This window comes from Acinetobacter sp. NyZ410, from assembly GCF_022828975.1.
Classification (GTDB): domain Bacteria; phylum Pseudomonadota; class Gammaproteobacteria; order Pseudomonadales; family Moraxellaceae; genus Acinetobacter; species Acinetobacter guillouiae.
This window is the reverse complement of sequence record NZ_CP094620.1, coordinates 2,726,632-2,747,873: the sequence shown is the minus strand read 5'-3', so window position 1 is coordinate 2,747,873 and position 21,242 is coordinate 2,726,632. Positions and strand designations below refer to the sequence as shown.

21 protein-coding genes are annotated in these 21,242 nt (G+C 37.9%); 8 read left to right on the top strand and 13 right to left on the bottom strand.

Annotated features, from left to right (window positions below; all coding sequences use genetic code 11):
- Window positions 1-121: 121 nt before the first annotated feature.
- The 4 genes from MTO68_RS12955 to MTO68_RS12940 all read right to left on the bottom strand — a co-directional run bounded on the left by MTO68_RS12955 (window position 122) and on the right by MTO68_RS12940 (window position 4,086).
- On the bottom strand, window positions 122-646 hold the full coding sequence (locus MTO68_RS12955) for a protein tyrosine phosphatase family protein (RefSeq protein WP_034615591.1): 525 nt from the start codon (window positions 644-646) through the stop codon (window positions 122-124).
- A 74-nt stretch (window positions 647-720) separates the two neighbouring features.
- On the bottom strand, window positions 721-1,812 hold the full coding sequence (locus MTO68_RS12950; RefSeq protein ID WP_004719768.1) for a 3-deoxy-7-phosphoheptulonate synthase: 1,092 nt from the start codon (window positions 1,810-1,812) through the stop codon (window positions 721-723).
- A gap of 143 nt (window positions 1,813-1,955) precedes the next feature.
- Window positions 1,956-2,834, bottom strand: a complete 879-nt coding sequence (locus MTO68_RS12945) for a sulfite exporter TauE/SafE family protein (protein WP_034615589.1) — start codon at window positions 2,832-2,834, stop codon at window positions 1,956-1,958.
- Window positions 2,835-3,189: 355 nt separating this feature from the next.
- The gene (locus MTO68_RS12940; RefSeq protein ID WP_244012795.1) at window positions 3,190-4,086 is read right to left on the bottom strand and encodes a DUF4198 domain-containing protein; all 897 of its coding nucleotides are present in this window, start codon (window positions 4,084-4,086) and stop codon (window positions 3,190-3,192) included.
- Window positions 4,087-4,187: 101 nt separating this feature from the next.
- On the opposite strand from MTO68_RS12940, the gene MTO68_RS12935 reads away from it, so the two are divergent.
- The 3 genes from MTO68_RS12935 to MTO68_RS12925 are packed head-to-tail and all read left to right on the top strand — an operon-like array spanning window position 4,188 to window position 7,898.
- Window positions 4,188-5,744 (top strand): DUF2271 domain-containing protein, encoded by a 1,557-nt coding sequence (locus MTO68_RS12935; RefSeq protein ID WP_244012794.1) that lies wholly within the window; start codon window positions 4,188-4,190, stop codon window positions 5,742-5,744.
- 60 nt (window positions 5,745-5,804) lie between these two features.
- A complete protein-coding gene (locus MTO68_RS12930) occupies window positions 5,805-6,395 on the top strand; it encodes a PepSY-associated TM helix domain-containing protein (RefSeq protein WP_244012792.1) in 591 nt (196 codons plus the stop codon).
- Window positions 6,396-6,407: 12 nt separating this feature from the next.
- Window positions 6,408-7,898, top strand: coding sequence for a flavodoxin domain-containing protein (locus tag MTO68_RS12925; protein WP_244012790.1), 1,491 nt, complete (start codon window positions 6,408-6,410; stop codon window positions 7,896-7,898).
- 206 nt (window positions 7,899-8,104) lie between these two features.
- Here MTO68_RS12925 and MTO68_RS12920 read toward each other — a convergent pair whose 3' ends face one another.
- On the bottom strand, window positions 8,105-9,595 hold the full coding sequence (locus MTO68_RS12920) for an amidase family protein (RefSeq protein ID WP_151802378.1): 1,491 nt from the start codon (window positions 9,593-9,595) through the stop codon (window positions 8,105-8,107).
- A 22-nt stretch (window positions 9,596-9,617) separates the two neighbouring features.
- On the bottom strand, window positions 9,618-11,093 hold the full coding sequence (locus MTO68_RS12915) for a GGDEF domain-containing protein (protein WP_244012788.1): 1,476 nt from the start codon (window positions 11,091-11,093) through the stop codon (window positions 9,618-9,620).
- 253 nt (window positions 11,094-11,346) lie between these two features.
- Here MTO68_RS12915 and MTO68_RS12910 point away from each other — a divergent pair, with 253 nt between their 5' ends.
- Window positions 11,347-11,835 carry a hypothetical protein gene (locus MTO68_RS12910; RefSeq protein WP_244012786.1) on the top strand — a complete coding sequence of 163 codons (489 nt, stop codon included), beginning with the start codon at window positions 11,347-11,349 and terminating at the stop codon, window positions 11,833-11,835.
- 115 nt (window positions 11,836-11,950) lie between these two features.
- Here the strand turns inward: MTO68_RS12910 and accC are convergent, their stop codons facing one another.
- From accC to MTO68_RS12890, 4 genes are all read right to left on the bottom strand, one after another.
- Entirely contained in the window at window positions 11,951-13,315 is a 1,365-nt protein-coding gene (gene accC, locus MTO68_RS12905; protein WP_004719789.1) for an acetyl-CoA carboxylase biotin carboxylase subunit, read from the bottom strand.
- A gap of 16 nt (window positions 13,316-13,331) precedes the next feature.
- A complete protein-coding gene (locus MTO68_RS12900) occupies window positions 13,332-13,751 on the bottom strand; it encodes a biotin/lipoyl-containing protein (protein WP_004719790.1) in 420 nt (139 codons plus the stop codon).
- A 17-nt stretch (window positions 13,752-13,768) separates the two neighbouring features.
- The gene (gene aroQ / locus MTO68_RS12895) at window positions 13,769-14,224 is read right to left on the bottom strand and encodes a type II 3-dehydroquinate dehydratase (protein ID WP_004719793.1); all 456 of its coding nucleotides are present in this window, start codon (window positions 14,222-14,224) and stop codon (window positions 13,769-13,771) included.
- Between the two features lie 236 nt (window positions 14,225-14,460).
- Window positions 14,461-15,777: a Y-family DNA polymerase gene (locus MTO68_RS12890; RefSeq protein WP_244012784.1), complete on the bottom strand. Its 1,317-nt coding sequence runs from the start codon at window positions 15,775-15,777 to the stop codon at window positions 14,461-14,463.
- Between the two features lie 351 nt (window positions 15,778-16,128).
- On the opposite strand from MTO68_RS12890, the gene MTO68_RS12885 reads away from it, so the two are divergent.
- Window positions 16,129-16,347, top strand: coding sequence for a hypothetical protein (locus tag MTO68_RS12885; RefSeq protein WP_244012782.1), 219 nt, complete (start codon window positions 16,129-16,131; stop codon window positions 16,345-16,347).
- Window positions 16,348-16,479: 132 nt separating this feature from the next.
- On the opposite strand, the gene MTO68_RS12880 is transcribed toward MTO68_RS12885, so the two are convergent.
- The gene (locus tag MTO68_RS12880; protein WP_244012780.1) at window positions 16,480-17,682 is read right to left on the bottom strand and encodes a crosslink repair DNA glycosylase YcaQ family protein; all 1,203 of its coding nucleotides are present in this window, start codon (window positions 17,680-17,682) and stop codon (window positions 16,480-16,482) included.
- A 107-nt stretch (window positions 17,683-17,789) separates the two neighbouring features.
- Window positions 17,790-18,329 (bottom strand): translesion error-prone DNA polymerase V autoproteolytic subunit, encoded by a 540-nt coding sequence (gene umuD, locus MTO68_RS12875; RefSeq protein ID WP_151802384.1) that lies wholly within the window; start codon window positions 18,327-18,329, stop codon window positions 17,790-17,792.
- A 137-nt stretch (window positions 18,330-18,466) separates the two neighbouring features.
- Here umuD and MTO68_RS12870 point away from each other — a divergent pair, with 137 nt between their 5' ends.
- From MTO68_RS12870 to hpaR, 3 genes are all read left to right on the top strand, one after another.
- On the top strand, window positions 18,467-18,805 hold the full coding sequence (locus MTO68_RS12870; protein WP_151957464.1) for a hypothetical protein: 339 nt from the start codon (window positions 18,467-18,469) through the stop codon (window positions 18,803-18,805).
- 70 nt (window positions 18,806-18,875) lie between these two features.
- On the top strand, window positions 18,876-19,205 hold the full coding sequence (locus tag MTO68_RS12865) for a hypothetical protein (RefSeq protein WP_244012778.1): 330 nt from the start codon (window positions 18,876-18,878) through the stop codon (window positions 19,203-19,205).
- 691 nt (window positions 19,206-19,896) lie between these two features.
- Window positions 19,897-20,328: a homoprotocatechuate degradation operon regulator HpaR gene (gene hpaR / locus MTO68_RS12860; RefSeq protein ID WP_004821962.1), complete on the top strand. Its 432-nt coding sequence runs from the start codon at window positions 19,897-19,899 to the stop codon at window positions 20,326-20,328.
- Window positions 20,329-20,467: 139 nt separating this feature from the next.
- On the opposite strand, the gene dsbG is transcribed toward hpaR, so the two are convergent.
- Window positions 20,468-21,217 carry a thiol:disulfide interchange protein DsbG gene (dsbG, locus tag MTO68_RS12855; protein ID WP_244012777.1) on the bottom strand — a complete coding sequence of 250 codons (750 nt, stop codon included), beginning with the start codon at window positions 21,215-21,217 and terminating at the stop codon, window positions 20,468-20,470.
- Window positions 21,218-21,242: the final 25 nt, after the last annotated feature.

Genomic DNA, 21,242 nt, shown 5'->3' with positions numbered 1-21,242 from the left:
AAGTAAGCAAATCAAAAATTAATTTATTAGAATATAAAATAAGCGCCATAAGGCGCTTATTTTTGTTCATGTTGATGATTTTACTTAAATGCATCAATGATTGGACTGTTGTTATGTTGGTTTAAGAAAACTGATCCGCATTCATCAAAGAGTGTTGTAAATCTTCAGTGGCTTTACGCCCTTGTAGTTGTAAGGCAACGGCATGTATTAAACCGGTCCAAGTTTCATTAGGTTCCCAAATTTGATGCATCAACTCTTGTGCGGTTGGCATATCGATATCCATATAATATTGGCGATATAAATACATCAAACAACTCACCCGCATATTTTTTGCACAATGTACCCAAACAATTTTTTCCTGTACCAAATGCGCGATCAAATCTAACACAAATAAGCATTGATCATCTGCTGGTGTATCCCAATGGATTGGAATTTGAATGTAGTTGAGCCCAAACTCAGCACAGATTTTATCTTCATGTTCAAGGTGTAAGCTGGCATCTGTAAATGCCAGATTGATGATTGTATCTACGCCGTATTCTTTAATCTGTTTCAGTTGTTCAGCACTCGGCTGACCTGAAGTCAGTAAATGTTCGTGGACAAACTGGAAGTTTGCGATTTGACAGAGTTCTTGTTCAAGTTCGTTCATAGCATTCTTACAGAAAATGTTTAATAACATCATAAACAAAAACGCCATCTATGTAGATGGCGTTTTTATATTAATTAACGATTTGGTAAAATTTCTTTTAAAGCTGCATCCATTTCCAGAAGCGCTTTTTCAGTGGTTTCCCAATCGATACAACCATCAGTCACCGATTTACCATATTCTAAATCAGCCAGATTTTCAGGAATATCTTGGCGTCCACCTTTGATATGGCTTTCAACCATAATGCCGACAATAGATTTATTGCCATCTAAGATCTGTTCAGTGATATTTTTCAACACAAGCGGTTGTAAATACGGATCTTTATTTGAGTTGGCATGACTGGTATCAATCATGATTTTATTGCTGACTTTGGCTTTTGCTAACGCATTTTCCGCTTCAGCAACAGAGCCCGCATCATAGTTCGGCTTACCATTACCACCACGTAATACAACGTGTGCATAAGGGTTACCGCTGGTACGAATCACTGAAACTTGGCCTTCGTTATTTAAACCCAAGAAACTATGACCATGTTTAACAGACTGCATGGCATTGGTTGCAACGGTTAAACCACCATCTGTACCGTTTTTAAAGCCTACAGGTGAAGAAAGACCAGAAGACATTTCACGATGCGTTTGGCTTTCCGTTGTACGTGCACCAATCGCAGACCATGAAATAAGATCTTGGTAATATTGTGGTGAGTTTGGGTCAAGCGCTTCAGTTGCACAAGGTAAGCCTTTATCGTTTAACTCAAGCAATAGTTTGCGACCTAAACGTAGACCTTTTTCAATATTAAAAGAATCATTCATATCTGGATCATTGATCAAACCTTTCCAACCAACGGTTGTACGAGGTTTTTCAAAATAAACACGCATGATGATATATAAAGTATCTTTTACTTTTTCACTTAATACTTTTAAACGATTTGCATAATCATGTGCTGCAACAGGGTCATGAATAGAACAAGGGCCAATCACAACAAATAGACGTTTATCTTTACCATCTAAAATATTACGAACAGTTTCCCGACCATGAAGTACAGTTTGGTAGGCATTTTCATTTAATGGTAATTCAGCTTTAAGTTCCGCTGGGGTTACCAGCGTTTGAATGCTTTGGACATTCACGTCATCAATATCTGATTGAGTAATTGGATTTGAATTTAATGTATTCATTGCCGTCACTGGGTATTAGAAACATACAGAAAGTATTTTTAGTGGTCAGAATATAACACGAATTGGCCGAAGTTTTGTCATAAATAAATCATTAAAACTTTGCGGTCAATTCATAATTATTAGTTATCAATAAAAGCTTAATTTTAAACCTGTGGTTGTTGGACGGATGGCGTCACCATTGCAGCCTGTGGTTTTTCTACAGGTTTGGATTTAACTGGGTTTAAGATAAAGTTAATACCCAAGGCAAATAGGGTGATCCCCAAAACCTTGCGAATCATTTTTTCTGGCATTTTAGAACTGATCAAGGTCCCCACCACAATTGCAGGAATTGAGCCCACCAGTAACCATCCAAGCAGATGAAAATCTACATTGCCAGATGTCATATGCGCAAACCCAGCAACAGAGGTTAACAAAACAGCATGTACCACATCAGAACCGATGATACGAATCATTGGTAAATTGGGAAACATGAGGATCAGCGCCATGATACCAAATGCGCCAGCACCTACAGAAGAAAGGGTCACGAATACACCCAGTACAATCCCCATAATCACAACATAAGTACGTTTGCCTTCAATGTTGAAATTATTGGCCTCATGAAAATCTTGCTTTTCTGCACGAAATTTAGCAAAGAATTTTTCAATTCTAGAACGGAACACAATAGACAAGCCTGTTATGGTCAGCATAAAGCCTAACACCATGGTTAAAATGGCTTTGTAGTGTGTTGAACTGCTGAGGTAATTGTCTAAAACCCAATGGGTGATAAATGAAGCTGGGACACTGCCCAAGGCTAACCAGAGAACAATCGGCCAAACAATATTGAGTTTTTTAGCATGAACCATTGAGCCACAAAACTTAGAAATAGCCGCATAGAGTAGGTCTGTTCCGATTGCGATGTGTGGTTCTATTCGAAATAAACTAATCAGGATGGGGGTCATAAGAGAACCACCGCCTACACCAGTAATACCTACACAGAAGCCGACTAAAACGCCAGCTAGAATAAACTCAACAGGACCAAACATGACTTATATTGCCAGATATCAAAAAACAGGCATATCTTATGACTTTTTTGTATAAGTGGTTGTCTTGATTGTTGATTTACTTATGCAAAAAAATGCTAAAGTCTTTTAATTTTAGCGTAATGCAAGTTTTTATATCTATCTAATTGATTATTATTCTAAATTTTGATGGGGTCTTTTTGATGAATCAAAAAATGATCATTTGAATTGAATCATATTGGTATTGAAAGTTGCTTCTCCCACTGGGAGAAGGCTAGGACGAGGGTGCTTTTATGTCGATTTATGCTTTTAAAAAGACTTGTGAAAGAACTTAATAAATATACTAATTATTAAATAAAAATTAAGATCTTAATAGGATTTACTCAGCAACTTCAACGGTTAGACCATAAGTAAAAATTTCACTTTCTGGCTTTTTGCTATTGTCAGGATTAGCCTCTGGATAAGAAGTCGTAATCAAATAAATTCCAGGTTTTTCAAATTTAACGTCCACTTCACCTTTTGCATTGGTTTTTACATGAGGTTGTTCACGTTGCGCACTGGTTTCATAACTACTGGCGCCTTTAAACACATCAATCTCAAGGTTTGGTACAGCTTTGCCATTGAGTAAAATCTGCGCTTTTAATGATTCACCAGCAAACAACTCATTTGGATGAGTAAAAAACTTAACTTCAAATCCTTTATTGCTGACTGCTGGAACAGGGCTTGGTTTGCCTTTGGTGACAAAGCTTTCAGCAATAATATTGTTTTTAACTTCTAAGATTTGTGCGTTTGCAGGGACTTGGTCTGCTGAAACTGAACGTGGCGGTTGTGGTGGTGTTACTGGTTTTTTTTCAACATCGGCTTTTGGTTGTTCTGGTTTAGGCGCTTGCATATTTGCATTTTGTGGACGTACAGGGCGGATACGTAACCAACGACCATCTATAAGTGCATATTTACTACTATTCCCTAAAGCATTATCTGTACGGATACGGTAAGTCCCTTCACTTGGAAGATCAAACTCAGCAACATTAAAGCGTTTTAATTCGGCAGCAGGGTTTATTTTTATTTGCTGACCTTTAGGATCTGTAAGGAGATAGCTGGTTTTAAAGTTAATGCTGGGAACAAAAAATTTTTCAAGGGTCAGTGAACTCTGGAAGCTTACATTTTGAGATGCGCTGGTATCAAAAATTTCAGGGAGAATAAAAGGGCTGATGGTATGTGCAGAACCAACTACGGGTAATGCAGATAGCAAGGCAATTTTGAGCCATTGATTCATTTCAAGCGTCCTGTAAACTTAAGTTAAAATATTTTACATAATGTACTTGATAACAAGTATCATTATCAATATTATTTTAACAAAATTCAGAGACTATCCGTATGTCCTCATCAAGCAGACGTTCACCCTCAACTCGTGCCGTATTTCGTCTTTCGCCTCTGGTCATGGCATTAGCACTGATATCTCCACTGCATAGTTATGCAGAAACAGTGCAGGTTTCTGCTACAAGCAATAACCATGTTGAATTGGAAAGCCATCATTTCCATCGTGATCATGTTTTGGGTACATCTTTAGATGTGGTGATTACTGGAACTTCGCAACAAGAAGCTGCACGTGCAACAGCTGCAATCGAAAAAGAAATTTCTGATTTGAATCAAGTGTTATCAACTTGGCAAAATGACAGTGAAATTTCGCAACTCAACCAACAAAAGCATCTCACAGCATCTTCGGATTTGTATCAAGTCATCGCTGCATGTGAAGCTTGGCGTGGTAAAACCTGTGGCGCATTTGATGCGCGTTTAGGCAATTTGATTGCAATGTGGCAACAGGCCAATGGTGTGATTGAAATTGATCAAAGTACACGTGATCAATTGCTTTCGCAGTTGCAAGACAACAGTGTTCGCTTGGATGAAAAAACAAAAAGTGTGCAAATGGATAGCTCTGTTACTTTTGCACCAGATGGCTATGCAAAAGGCTATATTATTGATCGAGCTTTAATTGCAGCACGTCAAGCGGTCCCTAATTTAAAAGGCATTTTACTGGATATTGGTGGTGACATGCGCGTTTGGGGAACCTCACCCAATCAAGCGGGTTGGAATGTTGGTGTACAAGATGCCTTTAATCACTATGACAATCTAGCACCAAGCCAAGTTTTAAACTTAAAAGACCAAGCGGTCGCATTCAGTGGTCAGGGTTATCGTAGTCTGGCGGGGCAATCTCATCTTTTAGATCCACATACCGGTTTGCCAATCCAACATGTTGAGCAATGTGTAGTTGTTGGAAAATGTGCTGCGGATGCAGATGCTTTAGCAACAGCCTTAACTGTGATGAAGCCAGCAGAAGGCATGCAACTGATCGAATCTTTGCTCGGTTATGAAGCTCAACTGACACTATCAACGGGTGAAACGCACCAAAGTACAGGTTGGAATGCTTTGGTTCAACTGCCACAGCAAGCAGATTTTCATAATGTTGCAGCAAATGCTTCAGCAAAATGGCCCGCAGGTTATCAAGCGGTGATCGATTTGGTTATTCCCAAATTGGTTGTGGAAAATTATCGTGCACCTTATATCTCGATCTGGGTGACCGACAGTGATAAAAAATTAGTGCGGACACTTGCAGCTTGGGGCAAAGACCCGAAATGGATTAATTCAAACTATGTATGGTGGCGCCGTTATGGTCGTCAAATAACGAACTTGGATGCAGTTGCTAAACCGTCACGCCAACCGGGTAATTATAAACTGGCTTGGGATGGTAAAGATGACAATGGTAAAACTGTAGATGCAGGACAGTATCAAATACATGTTGAAGCTTCACGTGAGCATGGTGATCATTCTTATCAAACTTTTAACTTGGACGTAAAAGCAAAAGCTTCCTCTCAAAATTTACCTGCACAAAAGGAAATAGGTGTCGTCAAACTGAATTTCCAGAAAGTGAATTAATTTGCTGACTATGCCTGTTCGGATAAGCGTTTTGATAAAAGTTTTGATGAGAGTTTAATTGTGTATCAACGTCGAGATTTTTACCGCCATGCACGTTATGTGCATGGCTGGTTATCAGCTTTTGCCTTTATTGTATTAATCTTTTTTGCTGTTACGGGATTAATTTTAAACCACCCTGAATGGTTTACCCCTGCAACAGATGAAAATACTGAAACGATTACTTTACCTGAAAATGTCCTGACTCAAATTAAAGACCAAGAGAATCCAAGCACTCAAATCGTAGATTATCTACGACAACATCATGCAGTCATTGGTCGTTATAAGAGTGGTGAAGTCATGGACAATGAAGTCATGATTCATTTGGCAAGCCCAGCAGGTTCAACAGATATTTGGGTCACTTTAGACAATGGTCAAGCTGAAATTACGCTTAAACCAGCCTCTACCGTTTCATTGATCAGTGATTTGCACCGTGGAAAAAATGCGGGTAAAGCATGGACTTGGCTGATTGATATCAGTGCAATCATCATTACGATCTTATCATTGGCAGGCTATATCCTATTTTTAAGTATTAAGACTCGCTTAAAAACATATCTTTTCTTGACGGTATTTAGCTTAGCGCTATTGATGCTTCTGGTTTGGACAGTGGTATAAAAGGTTAGAACAATGACACATGCTGTACTGACTGTACTTATATTTTTAGCAATCTTGTTTATATTTCATGGCATTTTTCTGTTGCTTTTATTGAGACCTCAATCAAAACGCAATTTAGCTCAAAATGCAGATGAATATTTGATTGTATATGCAAGTCAGTCAGGGCAGACAGAAAGTTTTGCTTTGCAAACAGCCCAGCAATTGTCTGCTTCAGGTTATTTGGTCCAGTGCTTGAGTATTGAACAGGTGAATGCTGCTTTATTCAAGCATGGGACAAAGATTTTATGGATCGTCAGCACTTATGGTGAGGGGGATGCACCAGATTCAGCACGTCATTTTGTTGAAAATGTAATGACAAAGTCATTTGATTTAAATGACATTGAGTATGCTGTGTTGGCTTTTGGTGATTCGCATTATGCAAATTTCTGTAATTTTGGTAGACAATTGGATTTATGGTTAACTGAAAACCATGCACAAGCTTTATTTCCCATGATTTGTGTTGATCAACTGAACCCTACAGGTCTGACGGAATGGCAAACTCAACTTAACCTAGTTTTGCCGCAATTTTCCGTTCAACCTGTTCAATTGACACAACATCCATTTCATTCTGTAGTGTTATCTGAACGCCATTTGTTAAATCAAGGCAGTTTAGGGCATCCAATGTATCATCTTGTGTTTACCCAAGTTGAAGCATTATGCTGGAAATCTGGTGATATTCTTGAAATTCAATGTGCCAATACAGATTCACAAATCAAGGCATTTTTAGATCATTTTAATCTTCAAAACTCCAGTGTGCTTCAGGCTAATCACCCAATAGAATTATTGCGGTTTAAGAATTTACGTTCATTTGATGCCATGCAACATTCAACGGCATTTGAGCAATGGTTGGCACAGGCAGAAGACTTACCGATTCGTGAATATTCGATTGCCAGTATTACATCGCAAAATCAGATTGAGTTGGTGGTCAGACGAGAAGTTCATCAAACAGGTTTAGGGCTGGGTTCAGGCTATCTTACCCATGCGCTGGCTTTAGGTGAGCAAATTTTTTGTCGAGTTCGTTCAAATCCCGCATTTTATCTGGTTCAAAATGATCGGCCTATTATTCTGATTGGAAATGGTTCTGGGATAGCAGGCTTGATGTCACATATTCGGCAACGCGCAGAATGGTCTTTTCAGCAAAACTGGTTAATTTATGGCGAACGTCAGTACCAAGTTGACCTTGGCTTTGCAGATCAATTGAATCTATGGCAACAACAGTCTGTACTACCGCAAATTGATTATGCGTTTTCACGTGATACAGATAATCAGAAATATGTACAAGATTGTGTATTGGAGAAATCAGCACAACTTAAACAATGGATTGAGCAAGGTGCATCAATTTACATTTGTGGTAGTTTAAAAGGGATGGCACAAGGGGTTGAAACAGTATTAATCGATATTTTAGGTGAAAATCAGTTTGAGCAGTTGATTGAACAAAAACGTTACTTACGTGATGTATATTGATTGCGTGATGTTTCTCATTTCTATATAGATGATTAAAGTAGCGAATTAAGAATAGTCTTATGAAAGCAAACTTTATAACTTATGGAAATTATACTCTTCTATAAAAATGAATATGTATGATTGAAAAGCTTGCAATGCCACGCTATTCTCAAAAAATATTCACACCAGTACCAGATGTCTAATGTGAATATTTAAGCTGATAAAATTTATATCGCAATACCTTTATATTTAGCTGCCCAAGGTTGTACTTGTTCTAATTGTGCTGCCAGTTGTAATAACACATCCTCACGTCCAAAAGGTGCAATAAATTGTGAACCTAAGGGCAGATTATCTTTATTCCAATATAAAGGTACTGACATGGCAGGTAAGCCCGTGATATTGGCCAATTGGGTAAATGGAACCCATTGCAAATTATTTTTAATCATCTGCTCAACCAGCTTACCTTTTGCCAGTAAGTGGGCTTGATCAACTTTGAGCAAGGCTTTTAAAATCGGAACCTGCCAAGATGGTGTTTTTACCTCACCATTTTTAGGTGCAACTGAGGCTGTAGACGGAATCAGAAATAAGTCATAACGCTCAAAGAAATGGTTCATTTTTGCAACATAAACACCCCAGTTATTGAGGTTGTTAATATAGTCCACAGCAGAAGCTTTGGCACCAAATGCGGCAATTGCCAGTGTATCTAATTCAAAATCTTGATCTGTTGCGCCAAATCGCTGTTTGACTTGATTGACTGTATAAGCGCATTGACTAAACCATGTGGTAATAAAGTCTTTGGCAAGAGCCATACCGTCAATCTGAGGGGTTGCTTCTTCAACAATATGTCCTAAAGATTCTAAAAGTTTGGCTGTTTTTTGAATGGCTTGTACTGCATCTTTTGAAACTTTGGTTCCAATTGGGGAAACAGTGGAAAAGCCAATTCGCAAACGTTTTGGGGCTTTTTCAATAATGTCCAAGTAGCGTTCAGTTGGACTTTGGATATTGAAAAGCGCCGTGCGATCTGAGCCTTGAGTGGCATCTAACATTGCGGCACTGTCACGGACTGATTTGCACAATACATGTTGCATCGCAGCCCCATGCATTGCTTCACTGATTTCAGGTCCCCAAGGTGTACGTCCACGACTTGGCTTTAAACCAAATAGGCCACAATACGAGGCTGGAATCCGAATAGAACCGCCTCCATCACTCGCACCTGCAATTGGTACGATACCTGCTGCCACGCCAGAAGCAGAACCCCCTGAAGAACCACCACTATTGTGTTTTAAATTCCACGGATTTTTGCAACTGCCCCAAGCCTCAGGTTCAGTGATACCTTTAATGCCAAACTCTGGCGAATTGGTTAAACCAAAAGTAACCACGCCCGATTTTACCCAGCGATTGACGATTTCTGAGTTTTCTTTAGCAATATATTTAGCATTTTTAAATGCTTTAGAACCAAATGAAGTTGCGACACCCGCATATTCTTGGTGTAGATCTTTGAGCAAAAACGGTACACCTGAAAAGGGACCAGTTGCATAGTTTTGGGTATTTTTTAATGCCTGTTCATAAATCGGAATAACGATCGCATTAATTTTAGGATTTACCTGTTCAGCACGTTGAATTGCGATTTCTAATAATTCATGTGCTTGTACTTCTTTGTTTTGAACAAGCTGTGCTAAACCGATACCATCATATTGAATATATTCTGAAAATTTCATAGCTTTCCCTTGCTGTTCTGAGTTATTGGGCAAATATCTTTTGGTTTTGCTCGATCGTGGTTTCTAGACAAAGTTGATTTCTACCTTTTTCCTTGGCTAAATACAAAGCATCATCAGCCCGTTTAATCAGCTGTTGAAAAGGTATGCAATAGGGTAAAGTCTGATAACTTAAGCCAATACTGACGCTGATATTTAAGCTACGCTGATCATCTAAATGAATCGGGGTATTAAAAACGCTATTACAAATTCTTTGTGCAATGGCAACACTTTGTTCTAAAGATAGATCTTTTAATAATATAGCAAACTCTTCACCACCTAAGCGACCAAATAGATCATTCGCACGAATTTGTGCTTTGACTTGATGGGTAAACTCTTGCAAAACATAATCACCAATCACATGGCCATATTGATCATTAATTTTCTTAAAATGATCTAAATCTAAAACCAAAATCGTGACACTGTGTGCTTGTTGCTTTTCAACATCCTCAGCAATGGTACGTTCACTTTCTTCATAGAAATAACGACGATTGAGTGTGGTGGTGAGACCATCATGAATGGCTAAGTATAAGATTTGGTGATAAAGTTTTTGGCGATTTAAACTGATAATAGCAAGGGTTAAAGGCCCTAAAGCCAACATCATTAAACCGATGCGTACAGACAAAGTAGTACCCAAATAGGCATCTGGAGATTGAGCGATATAATATGCAGTCAATGCATTATAGAGCAGCATACACACGATACAGTTAATGATAGAGACAAAGAATAAATTATAGCTTAGTGCAGCCCAGACCAGTGCTGCAATGGGGAACATAATTGCACCAGGACCCAGAAAAAAATGGGTCAGAATGACCGATAAAATCACGCCCAACAGTGGAAGAAATTTTTCGTACTGAAAAGGCTGTTGTTTAAATTGTTGGATATGGCTTTGAATGGTTTTTTTATCTGGGATTGCCAATATAATCGGTAAAAAGGCAATGACATTGAGGATTTCTCCCGTCCACCACATCCCAAAATCAATCCAGATTCTATCCATAACCATAAAGGTGTTTGGTAAATAAGGGACCGTTAAACTTGCGACGATTGGTGAAGCTAAACAACCGCCAAAGGCACTGATTGCAAATAAGTATAAAAATGTTAGGCCTTTATTATATTGTTTATAATCCAGTTTAAAAAAACGAATCAGTCCTAATGTGACCAAGGCGTGAGCTAGATTGGCCAGAGTCAGAAAGAAGGTGATTAAAAATGAATTGCCAGTAAGCAGATCTGCGAGCATAAAGGCGGTAAATGCGCCAATCCATCCCCCTATATTTTTTAAGCGATGAAACCTTAAAAAAAGTCCAAGTAAAACAGCATTTGCGGGCCAAAAAATGGCAAGAAAGGATAAGGGTCTACCAAATATTCCAGCCAATGCGCAGACAAAAATAATCATTGCAATAATAAAAAATGCAGAGATGTTGTCTTTAAGCGTTTGACTTAAATATGCGATAGCTCGAGGCAATTTTCTAACCTATTCTAAAGAGGGATTAATCTCTAAGCCAATATTCTATCTGGCTCTGCTAAGGTATTAATAAGTAATCATATCTATTTATATCGATAAATCAATAGTTTTAGTTACCTTAATTCGGGCTCGTCACAAAAATGTTTTTGCCTAGACTAAACAAGAAAGATTGTTCATATATGGTTAATTTTACATGTTTTATTCTAAATCTATGCTAATTTATGTCTGATGAAATATTACATACAGACTTGGTATGAAAAAAACAGCACTTATAATTTCTTTATTGCTTAGCCTTTCACCTTTTGCGAGAGCTGAAACAGTTCAACCTCAAGCAACCAATCCTACGACTGTGGCTGCAACCAATACCACAAGCACAATTCGTATAAATACTCGCCCTGAAATTTTAGGCTTATGGGGCATGGAAATTCCAGAAAATAAGAAATGTACAGAATATTATAATTTTCGCGGTTCCAATGAAGTGGTTGTGAATAGTGCCAAAGAGTGGTCAATCGGTCTGTTTGATTATCAGCCTTCACCTGATAATACGCTGGAAAAGCCACCTGCATTAATCATGCAAATTCGCTATGAAAATAATGAAACAGATTGTTCGGGGCGTAAAGAAGATCAGTCTGGTGAAGTTACCCAATATTTTGTGAAGTGGATTAATAAGAACACCTTGAATTTTTGTATCTCTGACAAAGGCGATCAGTGCTTTGCTACTTTACGCAGAGTCTTGCCTTAAGTTGATTTAAAGCATCAATGCTTGGCTAAATAGTCAAGCATTTGCTTTAAAATAAAAAACCTCTGATTTTACAGAGGTTTTTTATTGGATTTTTTACTGGATTAGAGGATGCATATTAAGCATCTTTTTCATGTCCTTGAACTTGTTTTAACAAGTGTTTTTCAAGGTAGTGAATATCCATTGCTTGTGAACAGAAGTTTTTGTCTTCAAGGATCAGATCTTTATGTAATGGAATATTGGTTTTAATTCCAGTCAAGATCATCTCATCCAAGGCTTGTTTCATACGGGCAATCGCAGTTTCACGATCTTTACCATAAGAAATCAACTTTGCGATCATTGAGTCATAATACGGAGGAATGCTATATCCTTGATAGATATGAGAATCTAAACGGATACCTGCACCGCCTGGCGCATAGAATGATTCAATTTTACCTGGTGATGGTAAGAAGGTCGACGGATCTTCTGCATTGATACGGCATTCAATTGCATGACCTTCGATTTTAATATCTTCTTGTTGAAGATTTAAACCTAGACCCGCAGCGATACGTAATTGCTGTTCAATAATATCTACACCAGTCACTTGTTCAGTCACAGGATGCTCAACTTGAACACGGGTATTCATCTCGATAAAGAAGAATTCACCATCTTCAAATAAGAACTCAAAAGTACCAGCACCACGGTATTGCATCAACTTACATGCATTGACACAGGCTTCAAGAATATGCGCGCGCGCTTCTTCTGGTAAACCTGGTGCAGGTGCTTCTTCAAGCACTTTTTGATGGCGACGTTGTAAAGAGCAGTCACGGTCATATAAATGAATCGCTTGACCATTACCATCTGCTAAAACTTGTACTTCAACATGACGTGGTTTTTGCAGGAAACGTTCCATATAAACCGTATCATCACCGAACCACATTTCAGCATCACGTTGTGCAGCTTGAACAGATTCAAGTAATGTATCGACACGTTCAACAATACGCATTCCGCGACCACCACCGCCTGAAGCAGCTTTTACAATCAGTGGGAAACCAATTTCTTTGGCTTCAGCCAACGCATTGTTGGGTGTCACAGCATGTGCTGAACCAGGAACTGTTGGTACACCTGCTTTACGCATCGCCGTAATTGCAGAAACTTTATTTCCCATTAGACGAATATGTTCAGGACGCGGTCCAATGAAAATAAAGCCTGAGTTTTCTACAATTTCTGCAAATTCAGCATTTTCAGATAAGAAACCATAACCGGGATGGATGGCATCTGCGCCTGTAATTTCTGCTGCGGTAATAATGGCAGGAATGTTTAAATAGCTTTCGCTACTCGCACCTGGACCTATACATACTGCTTCATCACAAAAACGTAAATGCATCAAATCTTTATCAGCATCTGAATAAATGCCGACAGTTTTGATTCCTAAAGTTTTGCAAGCTCGAGTGATGCGTAACGCAATCTCACCTCGGTTTGCAATTAAAACTTTTTGCAACATATCAACCCCCGAGGTATTACGCGCGGTAGCGGAATAAAGGTTGACCGAACTGGATTACATCACCATTTTTTACTAAAATTTCTTCAACTACACCACTTTGTGTTGCTTCAATCGGGTTCATAATTTTCATTGCTTCGATGATCCCGAGGGTTTCACCTGCAGAAACAGTTTGACCTACATTTACAAAGGGTGCTTCACCAGGACTTGGCGCTGAATAGAACACACCAACCATTGGAGACGTTTCTACTGCACCACGAGAGGCAGCTTTAACTACAGGCGCTTCAGCGGTTGGGAGGGCAATAGGTGCTACACCAGCAGCAACCACAGGATTACGGCGAGTTAAAGCAATCGATTGATCGCCTTCTTTCACTTCAATTGCCTGAAGATCAGATTCGATCATCAAATCGATGAGCTTTTTAATTTTGCGAATATCCATGGGTTCGTATTCCTAAATTATGATTGGGTTGAAGATTTAAGTTTTTCGATGGCGAAATCAAGTGCAAAAGAATAGCCTTTGGCACCTAAACCACAAATGACGCCAACGGCTTTATCTGATAAATAAGAATGATGTCTAAATGCTTCACGTGCATGAACATTAGAAAGATGTACTTCAATAAATGGAATCGCAACGCCAAGTAGGGCATCACGTATAGCGACTGAGGTATGGGTCAGCGCGGCAGGATTAATAATGATAAATTTTATGCCGTCTTGTTGTGCTTGGTGAATACGATCGACCACAGCACCTTCCCAGTTGCTTTGAAAAGTATCTAAACTTATATTGGCTTGACGTGCTTGGAGACTCAATTGTTGGTTAATGTCATCCAATGTGAGGTGACCATAGACCTCAGGTTCGCGCTTTCCTAGCAAGTTTAAGTTTGGTCCGTGAATGACCAAAATGGTCGAACTCATTGAGAGTGCTCCAATTCAAAAGTCGCAAAAAAAAATTGCAAGATGTCTGCAAAGTTTGCATATTATGGCATATTTTTCCACAAATACTTTATATTTTCTTTGAATCGTCGCGGAAACGCAGTGCCTTGTATGGGCTATATAATGTTAATTTTGTCAGTAAATGGCAATGTTAAAATATGACATTTTTAGCAGATGTTTTACAGAGACTTTATTTTAAACTGAGTGACCAAAACTATTCATTTGATTTGTGTAACAGCCATATGACTATCGTCAATAGATAAGATCTCACTACAACGTGTTGTATAGCTTGGAGATCGATTTTGCTGGCGCATTTTCCATGTTTCTTGGTTGGAATGATAACCCACTTGTATACAGTCTGAGCCAAAGCGTTGTTTCATACTTGAGAGCGTATCCATAAGTTGATCACGTTGCTGAATAAAGTCTACAGGATGCCATAAGTCATTGATGTGCTGGCTTTTGCTATGCAGTGCTGAGAACATCACAGCAACTTTTACATACTTTAAATTTTCTTTAAATAAAACATCAATTTGCTGTAATGCTGACTTGGTTAAAATCATCAAATCGTCTGTTGCATACATCAAGCCAATGACACTACTTTGTGCCTTTTTATAGGGCGCCTGTGCAACTTTTTCATATAAGGAAACATGCACAACTGCACACAGTTGCCGTTGCTTGCTGAGTCGTTGATGTGCACGATTGACATGGAAAATAATGGCTTGTTTGATAATCTCAACATTGTTTAGGGCAGATGCAAAACTGCGTGAGGAAAGGATGCGTTTGGAGGGAATGTTTGCATCGTCCAATGCAATGCAGGATTGACCTTTTAGCTCACGAATGGTGCGCCCAATGACCACTGAAAACTCGCGTGCAAGGTAATGTTCATTGGCAAAAGTTAAGTCATAGCAATTATAAATATTATAAGCTTGTAAGCGTTTGCTGGTTTTACGTCCAACGCACCAGACTTCTGCAACACTGGTTTCAAGCAGTAGGCCTTCAAAACTGCATAAATCTAAACCAGTCAGGTCACAGACGCTATCAAAGCCTCTACGTTTCTTGGCAAAATTGTTGGCAAGCTTGGCTTGAGTTTTACTATAGCCAATACCAATGCAACAGGGCAGACCAAGCCATTTTTGGATGGTTTTGATGAGTTTTCTACAATAATCCTGTAGATCGAATAAGTCTTGGTAAGAGCTGAGATTGATAAAACATTCATCAATAGAGTAGGCTTCCAAATCCTCATCTTTAAAAAAAATCTTTAAAATTTTAAAAAAACGATCTGAAAAATCACCATATAAAGCATAGTTACTTGAAAAGGCGAGTACCCCAGCTTTTTTAGCTTGTTGTTCAACTTCATGCCAAGGGATTGCCATATCTATGCTTAACGCCTTGGCTTCATTGCTTCGTGAAACGACACAACCATCATTATTGCTTAAGACGACAACGGGCTTATTATTTAAACTGGGGTTAAATACGCGCTCGCAACTGACATAACAATTGTTAATGTCGATCAAAGCAAAAATTTGTTCGCTCATGGGCTGTCTTGAAAAAGTTACAAATTCAAGTGAAATATTAAAAGATGTTTAAAATAAATTCAAATCAAATCTAGTGTGGATTTGTTCATCCTTTGGGCTGGATGATTAAATCGTTGGTGTGGTGAGATGCAAAACTGACTAAGCACTGTTGAGCTTCGTAGTGGTTTAAGTAATTTAGGTAAAAAGAGCAAATAGAGAAGTGGTTCTTTTAAAAGGTATATCTTAAATTGCAGCTTACAATGTCGAAAAATGAAACATCTCAATCCTTGTATAGAAAACTGAGAGGGCTAAATTAACAGTTGTCGTCGATTTGTACGGCATATCCCAATATTGAAAAGGATGGATATGAAAATGGCTAATCAACAACATAGTTCTCAACAGAATCAGCAACAGAATCAGCAACAAAACCAGCAGAATGACCAACAAGGTCAACCCAACCAATCTAATCAGCAGCAGAAGCAACACAGTCAGCAAGATCAACAATCAAATCAACAAAACCAGCAAAAGCAACAATCCAACCAACAGGCTCAACAAAATCAGCAAAGCCAACACAAGCCTCAGCAAAAATAGGGCTTTGAACTCATCTTAATCGTAGCTTCTAAATGACAAAACGCCTCAATTGAGGCGTTTTGTCATTTTAGCTATTTTGAATTTTAAGCTTCTTCATTTTTAAGTGTCTTGATTTTAAGCTTACGTTGTCGATTACTTAAATCGTTTATTGCTTTCATCAAGAATTTTATGAAGACCTTCATTTATATTTATACATTGATTAAATTGGGCAAAATGGTGTATTTCAGTGTTTAGTGCGCTAAAGAAATGCGCTGGGTCTGCAATAGTATGATTAAGATGCTGGGGTTCAAGATGTAGGCTGATGACTTCAAATTGATTTTTTGCCCGATGTGCTTTGCAATCTATACGTCCGACAATTTGATCCCCATATAAAATAGGTAAACAAAAATAACCAAATACACGTTTAGGTGGTGTCACATAACATTCCAAACGATAATCAAATTTAAACAGGGTATTTAAACGTTCACGATGTATTACCAGATTGTCAAAAGGAGAGAGAATTTTTACTTTTAACTCAATATTCGGGATCTGTTCTAAGGCATCGGTTTTGATATAAAGATTTTGACTCTCTTTGTCACTATTGCCGAATTGAGCTAAAGTGGTGATCACACCTGCATCTAATTGTTCATTGACGATGTCACGCATTGCCTCACGAATCTTTTGCCCAACTTTTAAATGCAACAATTGCTTCCATGCAAACACGCCATGTGCACGGAGCGAGGTATTGAACAAGTAGCGGGCATATTCCTCTAGTGTAGGAACACTCAGATCAAGATGACTTGGGATACAATATTCGGTCAGTTGATAGACTTTTTCCATACCATTACGTTCAGAAATCATCAAATCGCCTTGCATAAACAATTGCTCAATCGAACGACGCGCTAAACTTGAGTTCCACCAGCCCCCCGAATTTTGTTTATTGCCTTGTTCAATGTTGCGTAATCGAATACTGCCTTCAGCTTTCGCCCGGGCTAGAATCTCATTCATAAAAGCTTGATCACCGCGATTAAAATAACGATGCTCACCATTTCTAATCGATGTCATATGAGGAAGTGCATAGCGATAATCTTGCATTGGTAAATAAGATGCTGCATGAAACCAATATTCAAAAATATGCTGCTGTTTGACCAGTTGATTTAAGTGACTTTGCTGATAATCTGGAACACGGCTCCATAAAATATGGTGGTGGGCACGTTCTACCACAGAAATTGTATCAATCTGAACATAGCCAAGATGTTCAATCGCATGGCGTGTTCCAGATAATCCTGTACCAAAGGAAGCAGGTGAAATTAGGCCTTGATGAGAGAGTGCTAGACGTCTTAATGATTCAATCATAACAATTATTTTTTTAACCTATTTTTAGTGAGTCTTGGTTGCCATGTGGGTATCGCAAATGAAGCTTGAAGATGATTGGCACAAACAAAGGCTATGCCGTTCAATGATCATTTTAATTTTTTAAGAATACAAGTAACGACACCCCAAATCATAATTTGTTCTTCACTGTGTGGATGAATATCTGGAAAATCAGGATTTTCTGCTTTGAGCCAAATATCATAAATTCCTGTAGATACTTTAACTTGCATAAAGCGTTTGACTGTAAATTCATTGTTGATTAATGCCAAAACAACATCGCCGTGTTCAGCCTCTAGGCTACGGTCAATTAAAATTTCATCTCCAATTTCAATACCTGCATTTTTCATTGATAAGGAGTTAACTTTTAACATAAAGGTTGCAATAGGGTTATGAATTAAGTGTTCATTTAAATCAATTTTCTTTTCAGTATAGTCTTGAGCGGGTGATGGAAAACCTGCTGCAACGGTTTCCAAAGGATAGGGAATACAGATGTTGCTACGAAATTCAATTGTACGTAAATCTTGCTTTGAGATAGGCTCGATAATAGAAATAAGAGAATTGATTGTCTTAAAATTTTCTCTTACAGAGCGATCACTTAACTTCGATGGCGGAGTCAAATTTGGCGGCATCACGATTCACCTTGAAAATGTAACATAATCAAGTTTAACAAAATAAACGCGTGATGCAAGATTCTTTTGGTGAATTGATTGTGATTGTCAAACTGTCAGCTTACAATTTAACAAAATCCAATCGCTCGGAAATGTACATGTTGCAAGATTTTGTAGAAGAACAGAAATTAGTGTGTGAAGAATTTGACTCTCGATATATCAAAGTCAATGAAACGGATCTCGTGGCTATCGCTAAGCAAACCTTAAATAAAGAACCGATCGTGGGTTTGCGTAAACAGCCAGATGCTGAAAACGTGTCATGGTTTATTTATGGTGGTGAGTTGGAAGAGGGGGAAGATTTTTTTGATGTGATCAGTGTAAAAGAGCTTGAAGAAGTTTTTCCTGATGCGATCCCTTATCTGGCTTTGGAACAAGGCTTTAGATTTATGATAGATGCTGATGAATACGAAGATGTATGGAAAGCAGATATTTTATAAATAAAAGGTTTGCTTCAGCATGATCTATAGATTTATTTTGAGCCTCTGCAGTATTTTTCTGAGTAGTGGATTGAGCACGCAAAGTTTTGCTGAATCATCCACGCAAAAACTTACCCAAGAACAGTATGACCAACGTATTCAAACCTATACTGATCAAGTCAATGCAACTAAACATATCTTGGATGAAGCGCATAGCACGATCACTGCGATTGAACAGCATCAAGCATTTTGTTCACGTTTAGATGCTTATCAAGCGATTGCTAGGATTTCGAAAGAAAATTTAGAACTTGATACGGCCAATATGATGTTGATGATCGCCAATAATTTTTTAGATCGACAAAAGCAAAGTATTGAGAAGTCAGGAATGACACTTGAGCGATTTTGTTCGATTAAGAAATAAACAAAATGTCATTTAAGCCTTATTTTAGTCAGAAAATGATATTTAATTGGCTGAAAATGATAAGTTGTTTTTAAAAAAATGATCAATAATAGACGCATTAAAGCAGTACAAGATTTGATTTTCCCTGGTCTGTATTTTGTGTGGCTTTAAGCGTCAATCGTATGATTGACGCACCCTAAACTCGCTTAATTGCGAGTTTTTTAATGCATTTTTTTATGGATTTTATTTGCCTGAATATCGGAAAAAGACAGCAAGACGATTAAAAAGAAAATAACCACTCAAAAAAGAAACAGAAAAATCAACCAGTATTCGTTTTTGCGTAGAATTTTAAAAAGAAGAAAAGGACAATTCAAGATCGTGGATAAAGCCAAACAGGCTGAAGCACTTGAACAAAAGCTGAAAATTTTGCTATATACTACAATCATATAAATAAAGTGAGTCATTCATTTTATTGATGATTTTTTATGATATGCAACAAGCATTGCCACAATATTTTTATTTTGCGCAGATGTTGTTACTGTAAGATTGTTCGCATGAGCAGTATAAATTTTTTAATATCATTTTGTCGTCAAGAAAATATGGATTTGTATGAATTCACTGATCAGTCAAATCGTGAGGATATGTATTGAATAAATTCTTTAATTAATCAAGTGATTAATCTATCTGTTAATTTTTTATTTAAAGGATTTTTATGAAACCGATTCGCGTATCGCCATCTCTGACTTTAGCTTTGTTACAAGCGCGAGAAGCTACAATGATGCATTTTAGACCGATTTTAAATGAAATGGGTTTGACTGAGCAGCAATGGCGTGTGATTTCTGTACTTTATCAATATGATGAACTTGAAAATAACCACTTGGCTGATTTGGCATGTATTTTAAGACCCAGTCTAACGGGGATTTTAAATCGTATGCTTGATCAAAATCTGATTAAGAAACGAAAAGATCTACATGATCAACGGGTGAGTTTGATTCAGCTGAGCGATGAAGGTAAAAGATACTTTGAGACGCAAGCGGTGAAAATGGAAGAAAGCTATACAGATATTCAAACACAATATGGTGCAGAAAAAATCCAGCAGCTTATGGAATTGTTAAACGATCTCTCTAAAATAAAACCACGATAAATTTTAAATTATCAGATTTCAAGTGAAACAATGGTTTAGGGATTAAAGTATAAAATTGCATGTCACTCAATTCATTTTAAATATGCAAAACACCCTAATCAAAAATGAGTGGGTTTTAATCACTCATTTTTATCACTGTTTAATCAAATAACTTTTTAATGTCTTTCGGTGCGCCTTGCTGGCTTTGAATTTCACCTTTTGTATCTTTCCATACCATTGCTGGAGTAGCATAAAAACCGTATTTATCCATGAGTTTGGTATTTTCATCTAACTTTTCAGATAACGGCTTAGGAATGCTTTTCATTTCCACCAATTTATTCTTACCGTTGCTTAAATTGTATTGTTTAAAAATTTCTGCAGGATTGGCATTGTTTAAAATCGTTGCGGCTTGTCCTTTGCTGCTTGGGCGAATGACCCCAACCATAATATGACGTAATTGAACTTTTCCTGAATCTACATAGGGACGTGCTTGTTGCCAGAAGGTATGGCAGTAGGGGCAGTTTGGGTCATTAAACACATAAACGACTTTTGGCGCATTGCTATTGCCGTCTTGAATCCAAGTTGATTTTTCTAGGCTTTTCCAAATTTCATCTAATACGGCACCTTTAACATGGGTGTTAATCGCTTCTTCGGTTAAATTTTTTCCTGAAGTATTAAATAGGTCACCGACGATATAGTGCTTTTGATCTTTTGAAATAAAGATTGTCGATGGATACTCATCTTTATAGCCCGTCCAACCTTCTAAACCCTCGGGGGCATCTATTTGCTTAACAAAGTTATAACCTTCTTTTTCCAATTTATTTTTAAGGAAATTTGCATCAGCAGCAAACAAAGAGCCACTTAACACCAAACCAAGCGAATAAATACCGAGTGTTTTTAAATCAATCATCAAGATGACTCCTAAGGTTAAAAGC

What these genes read in the sequence shown, in the direction of transcription:
- umuD (WP_151802384.1), bottom strand. Translation starts at nt 18,329, where the DNA reads ATGCCGCCAAATTTGACTCCGCCATCGAAGTTAAGTGATCGCTCTGTA.
- MTO68_RS12910 (WP_244012786.1), top strand. Translation starts at nt 11,347, where the DNA reads ATGAAAAAAACAGCACTTATAATTTCTTTATTGCTTAGCCTTTCACCT.
- dsbG (WP_244012777.1), bottom strand. Translation starts at nt 21,217, where the DNA reads ATGATTGATTTAAAAACACTCGGTATTTATTCGCTTGGTTTGGTGTTA.
- MTO68_RS12870 (WP_151957464.1), top strand. Translation starts at nt 18,467, where the DNA reads ATGTTGCAAGATTTTGTAGAAGAACAGAAATTAGTGTGTGAAGAATTT.
- MTO68_RS12920 (WP_151802378.1), bottom strand. Translation starts at nt 9,595, where the DNA reads ATGAAATTTTCAGAATATATTCAATATGATGGTATCGGTTTAGCACAG.
- MTO68_RS12955 (WP_034615591.1), bottom strand. Translation starts at nt 646, where the DNA reads ATGAACGAACTTGAACAAGAACTCTGTCAAATCGCAAACTTCCAGTTT.
- MTO68_RS12880 (WP_244012780.1), bottom strand. Translation starts at nt 17,682, where the DNA reads ATGATTGAATCATTAAGACGTCTAGCACTCTCTCATCAAGGCCTAATT.
- hpaR (WP_004821962.1), top strand. Translation starts at nt 19,897, where the DNA reads ATGAAACCGATTCGCGTATCGCCATCTCTGACTTTAGCTTTGTTACAA.
- MTO68_RS12890 (WP_244012784.1), bottom strand. Translation starts at nt 15,777, where the DNA reads ATGAGCGAACAAATTTTTGCTTTGATCGACATTAACAATTGTTATGTC.
- aroQ (WP_004719793.1), bottom strand. Translation starts at nt 14,224, where the DNA reads ATGAGTTCGACCATTTTGGTCATTCACGGACCAAACTTAAACTTGCTA.
- MTO68_RS12935 (WP_244012794.1), top strand. Translation starts at nt 4,188, where the DNA reads ATGTCCTCATCAAGCAGACGTTCACCCTCAACTCGTGCCGTATTTCGT.
- MTO68_RS12950 (WP_004719768.1), bottom strand. Translation starts at nt 1,812, where the DNA reads ATGAATACATTAAATTCAAATCCAATTACTCAATCAGATATTGATGAC.
- MTO68_RS12900 (WP_004719790.1), bottom strand. Translation starts at nt 13,751, where the DNA reads ATGGATATTCGCAAAATTAAAAAGCTCATCGATTTGATGATCGAATCT.
- MTO68_RS12885 (WP_244012782.1), top strand. Translation starts at nt 16,129, where the DNA reads ATGGCTAATCAACAACATAGTTCTCAACAGAATCAGCAACAGAATCAG.
- MTO68_RS12940 (WP_244012795.1), bottom strand. Translation starts at nt 4,086, where the DNA reads ATGAATCAATGGCTCAAAATTGCCTTGCTATCTGCATTACCCGTAGTT.
- MTO68_RS12945 (WP_034615589.1), bottom strand. Translation starts at nt 2,834, where the DNA reads ATGTTTGGTCCTGTTGAGTTTATTCTAGCTGGCGTTTTAGTCGGCTTC.
- accC (WP_004719789.1), bottom strand. Translation starts at nt 13,315, where the DNA reads ATGTTGCAAAAAGTTTTAATTGCAAACCGAGGTGAGATTGCGTTACGC.
- MTO68_RS12925 (WP_244012790.1), top strand. Translation starts at nt 6,408, where the DNA reads ATGACACATGCTGTACTGACTGTACTTATATTTTTAGCAATCTTGTTT.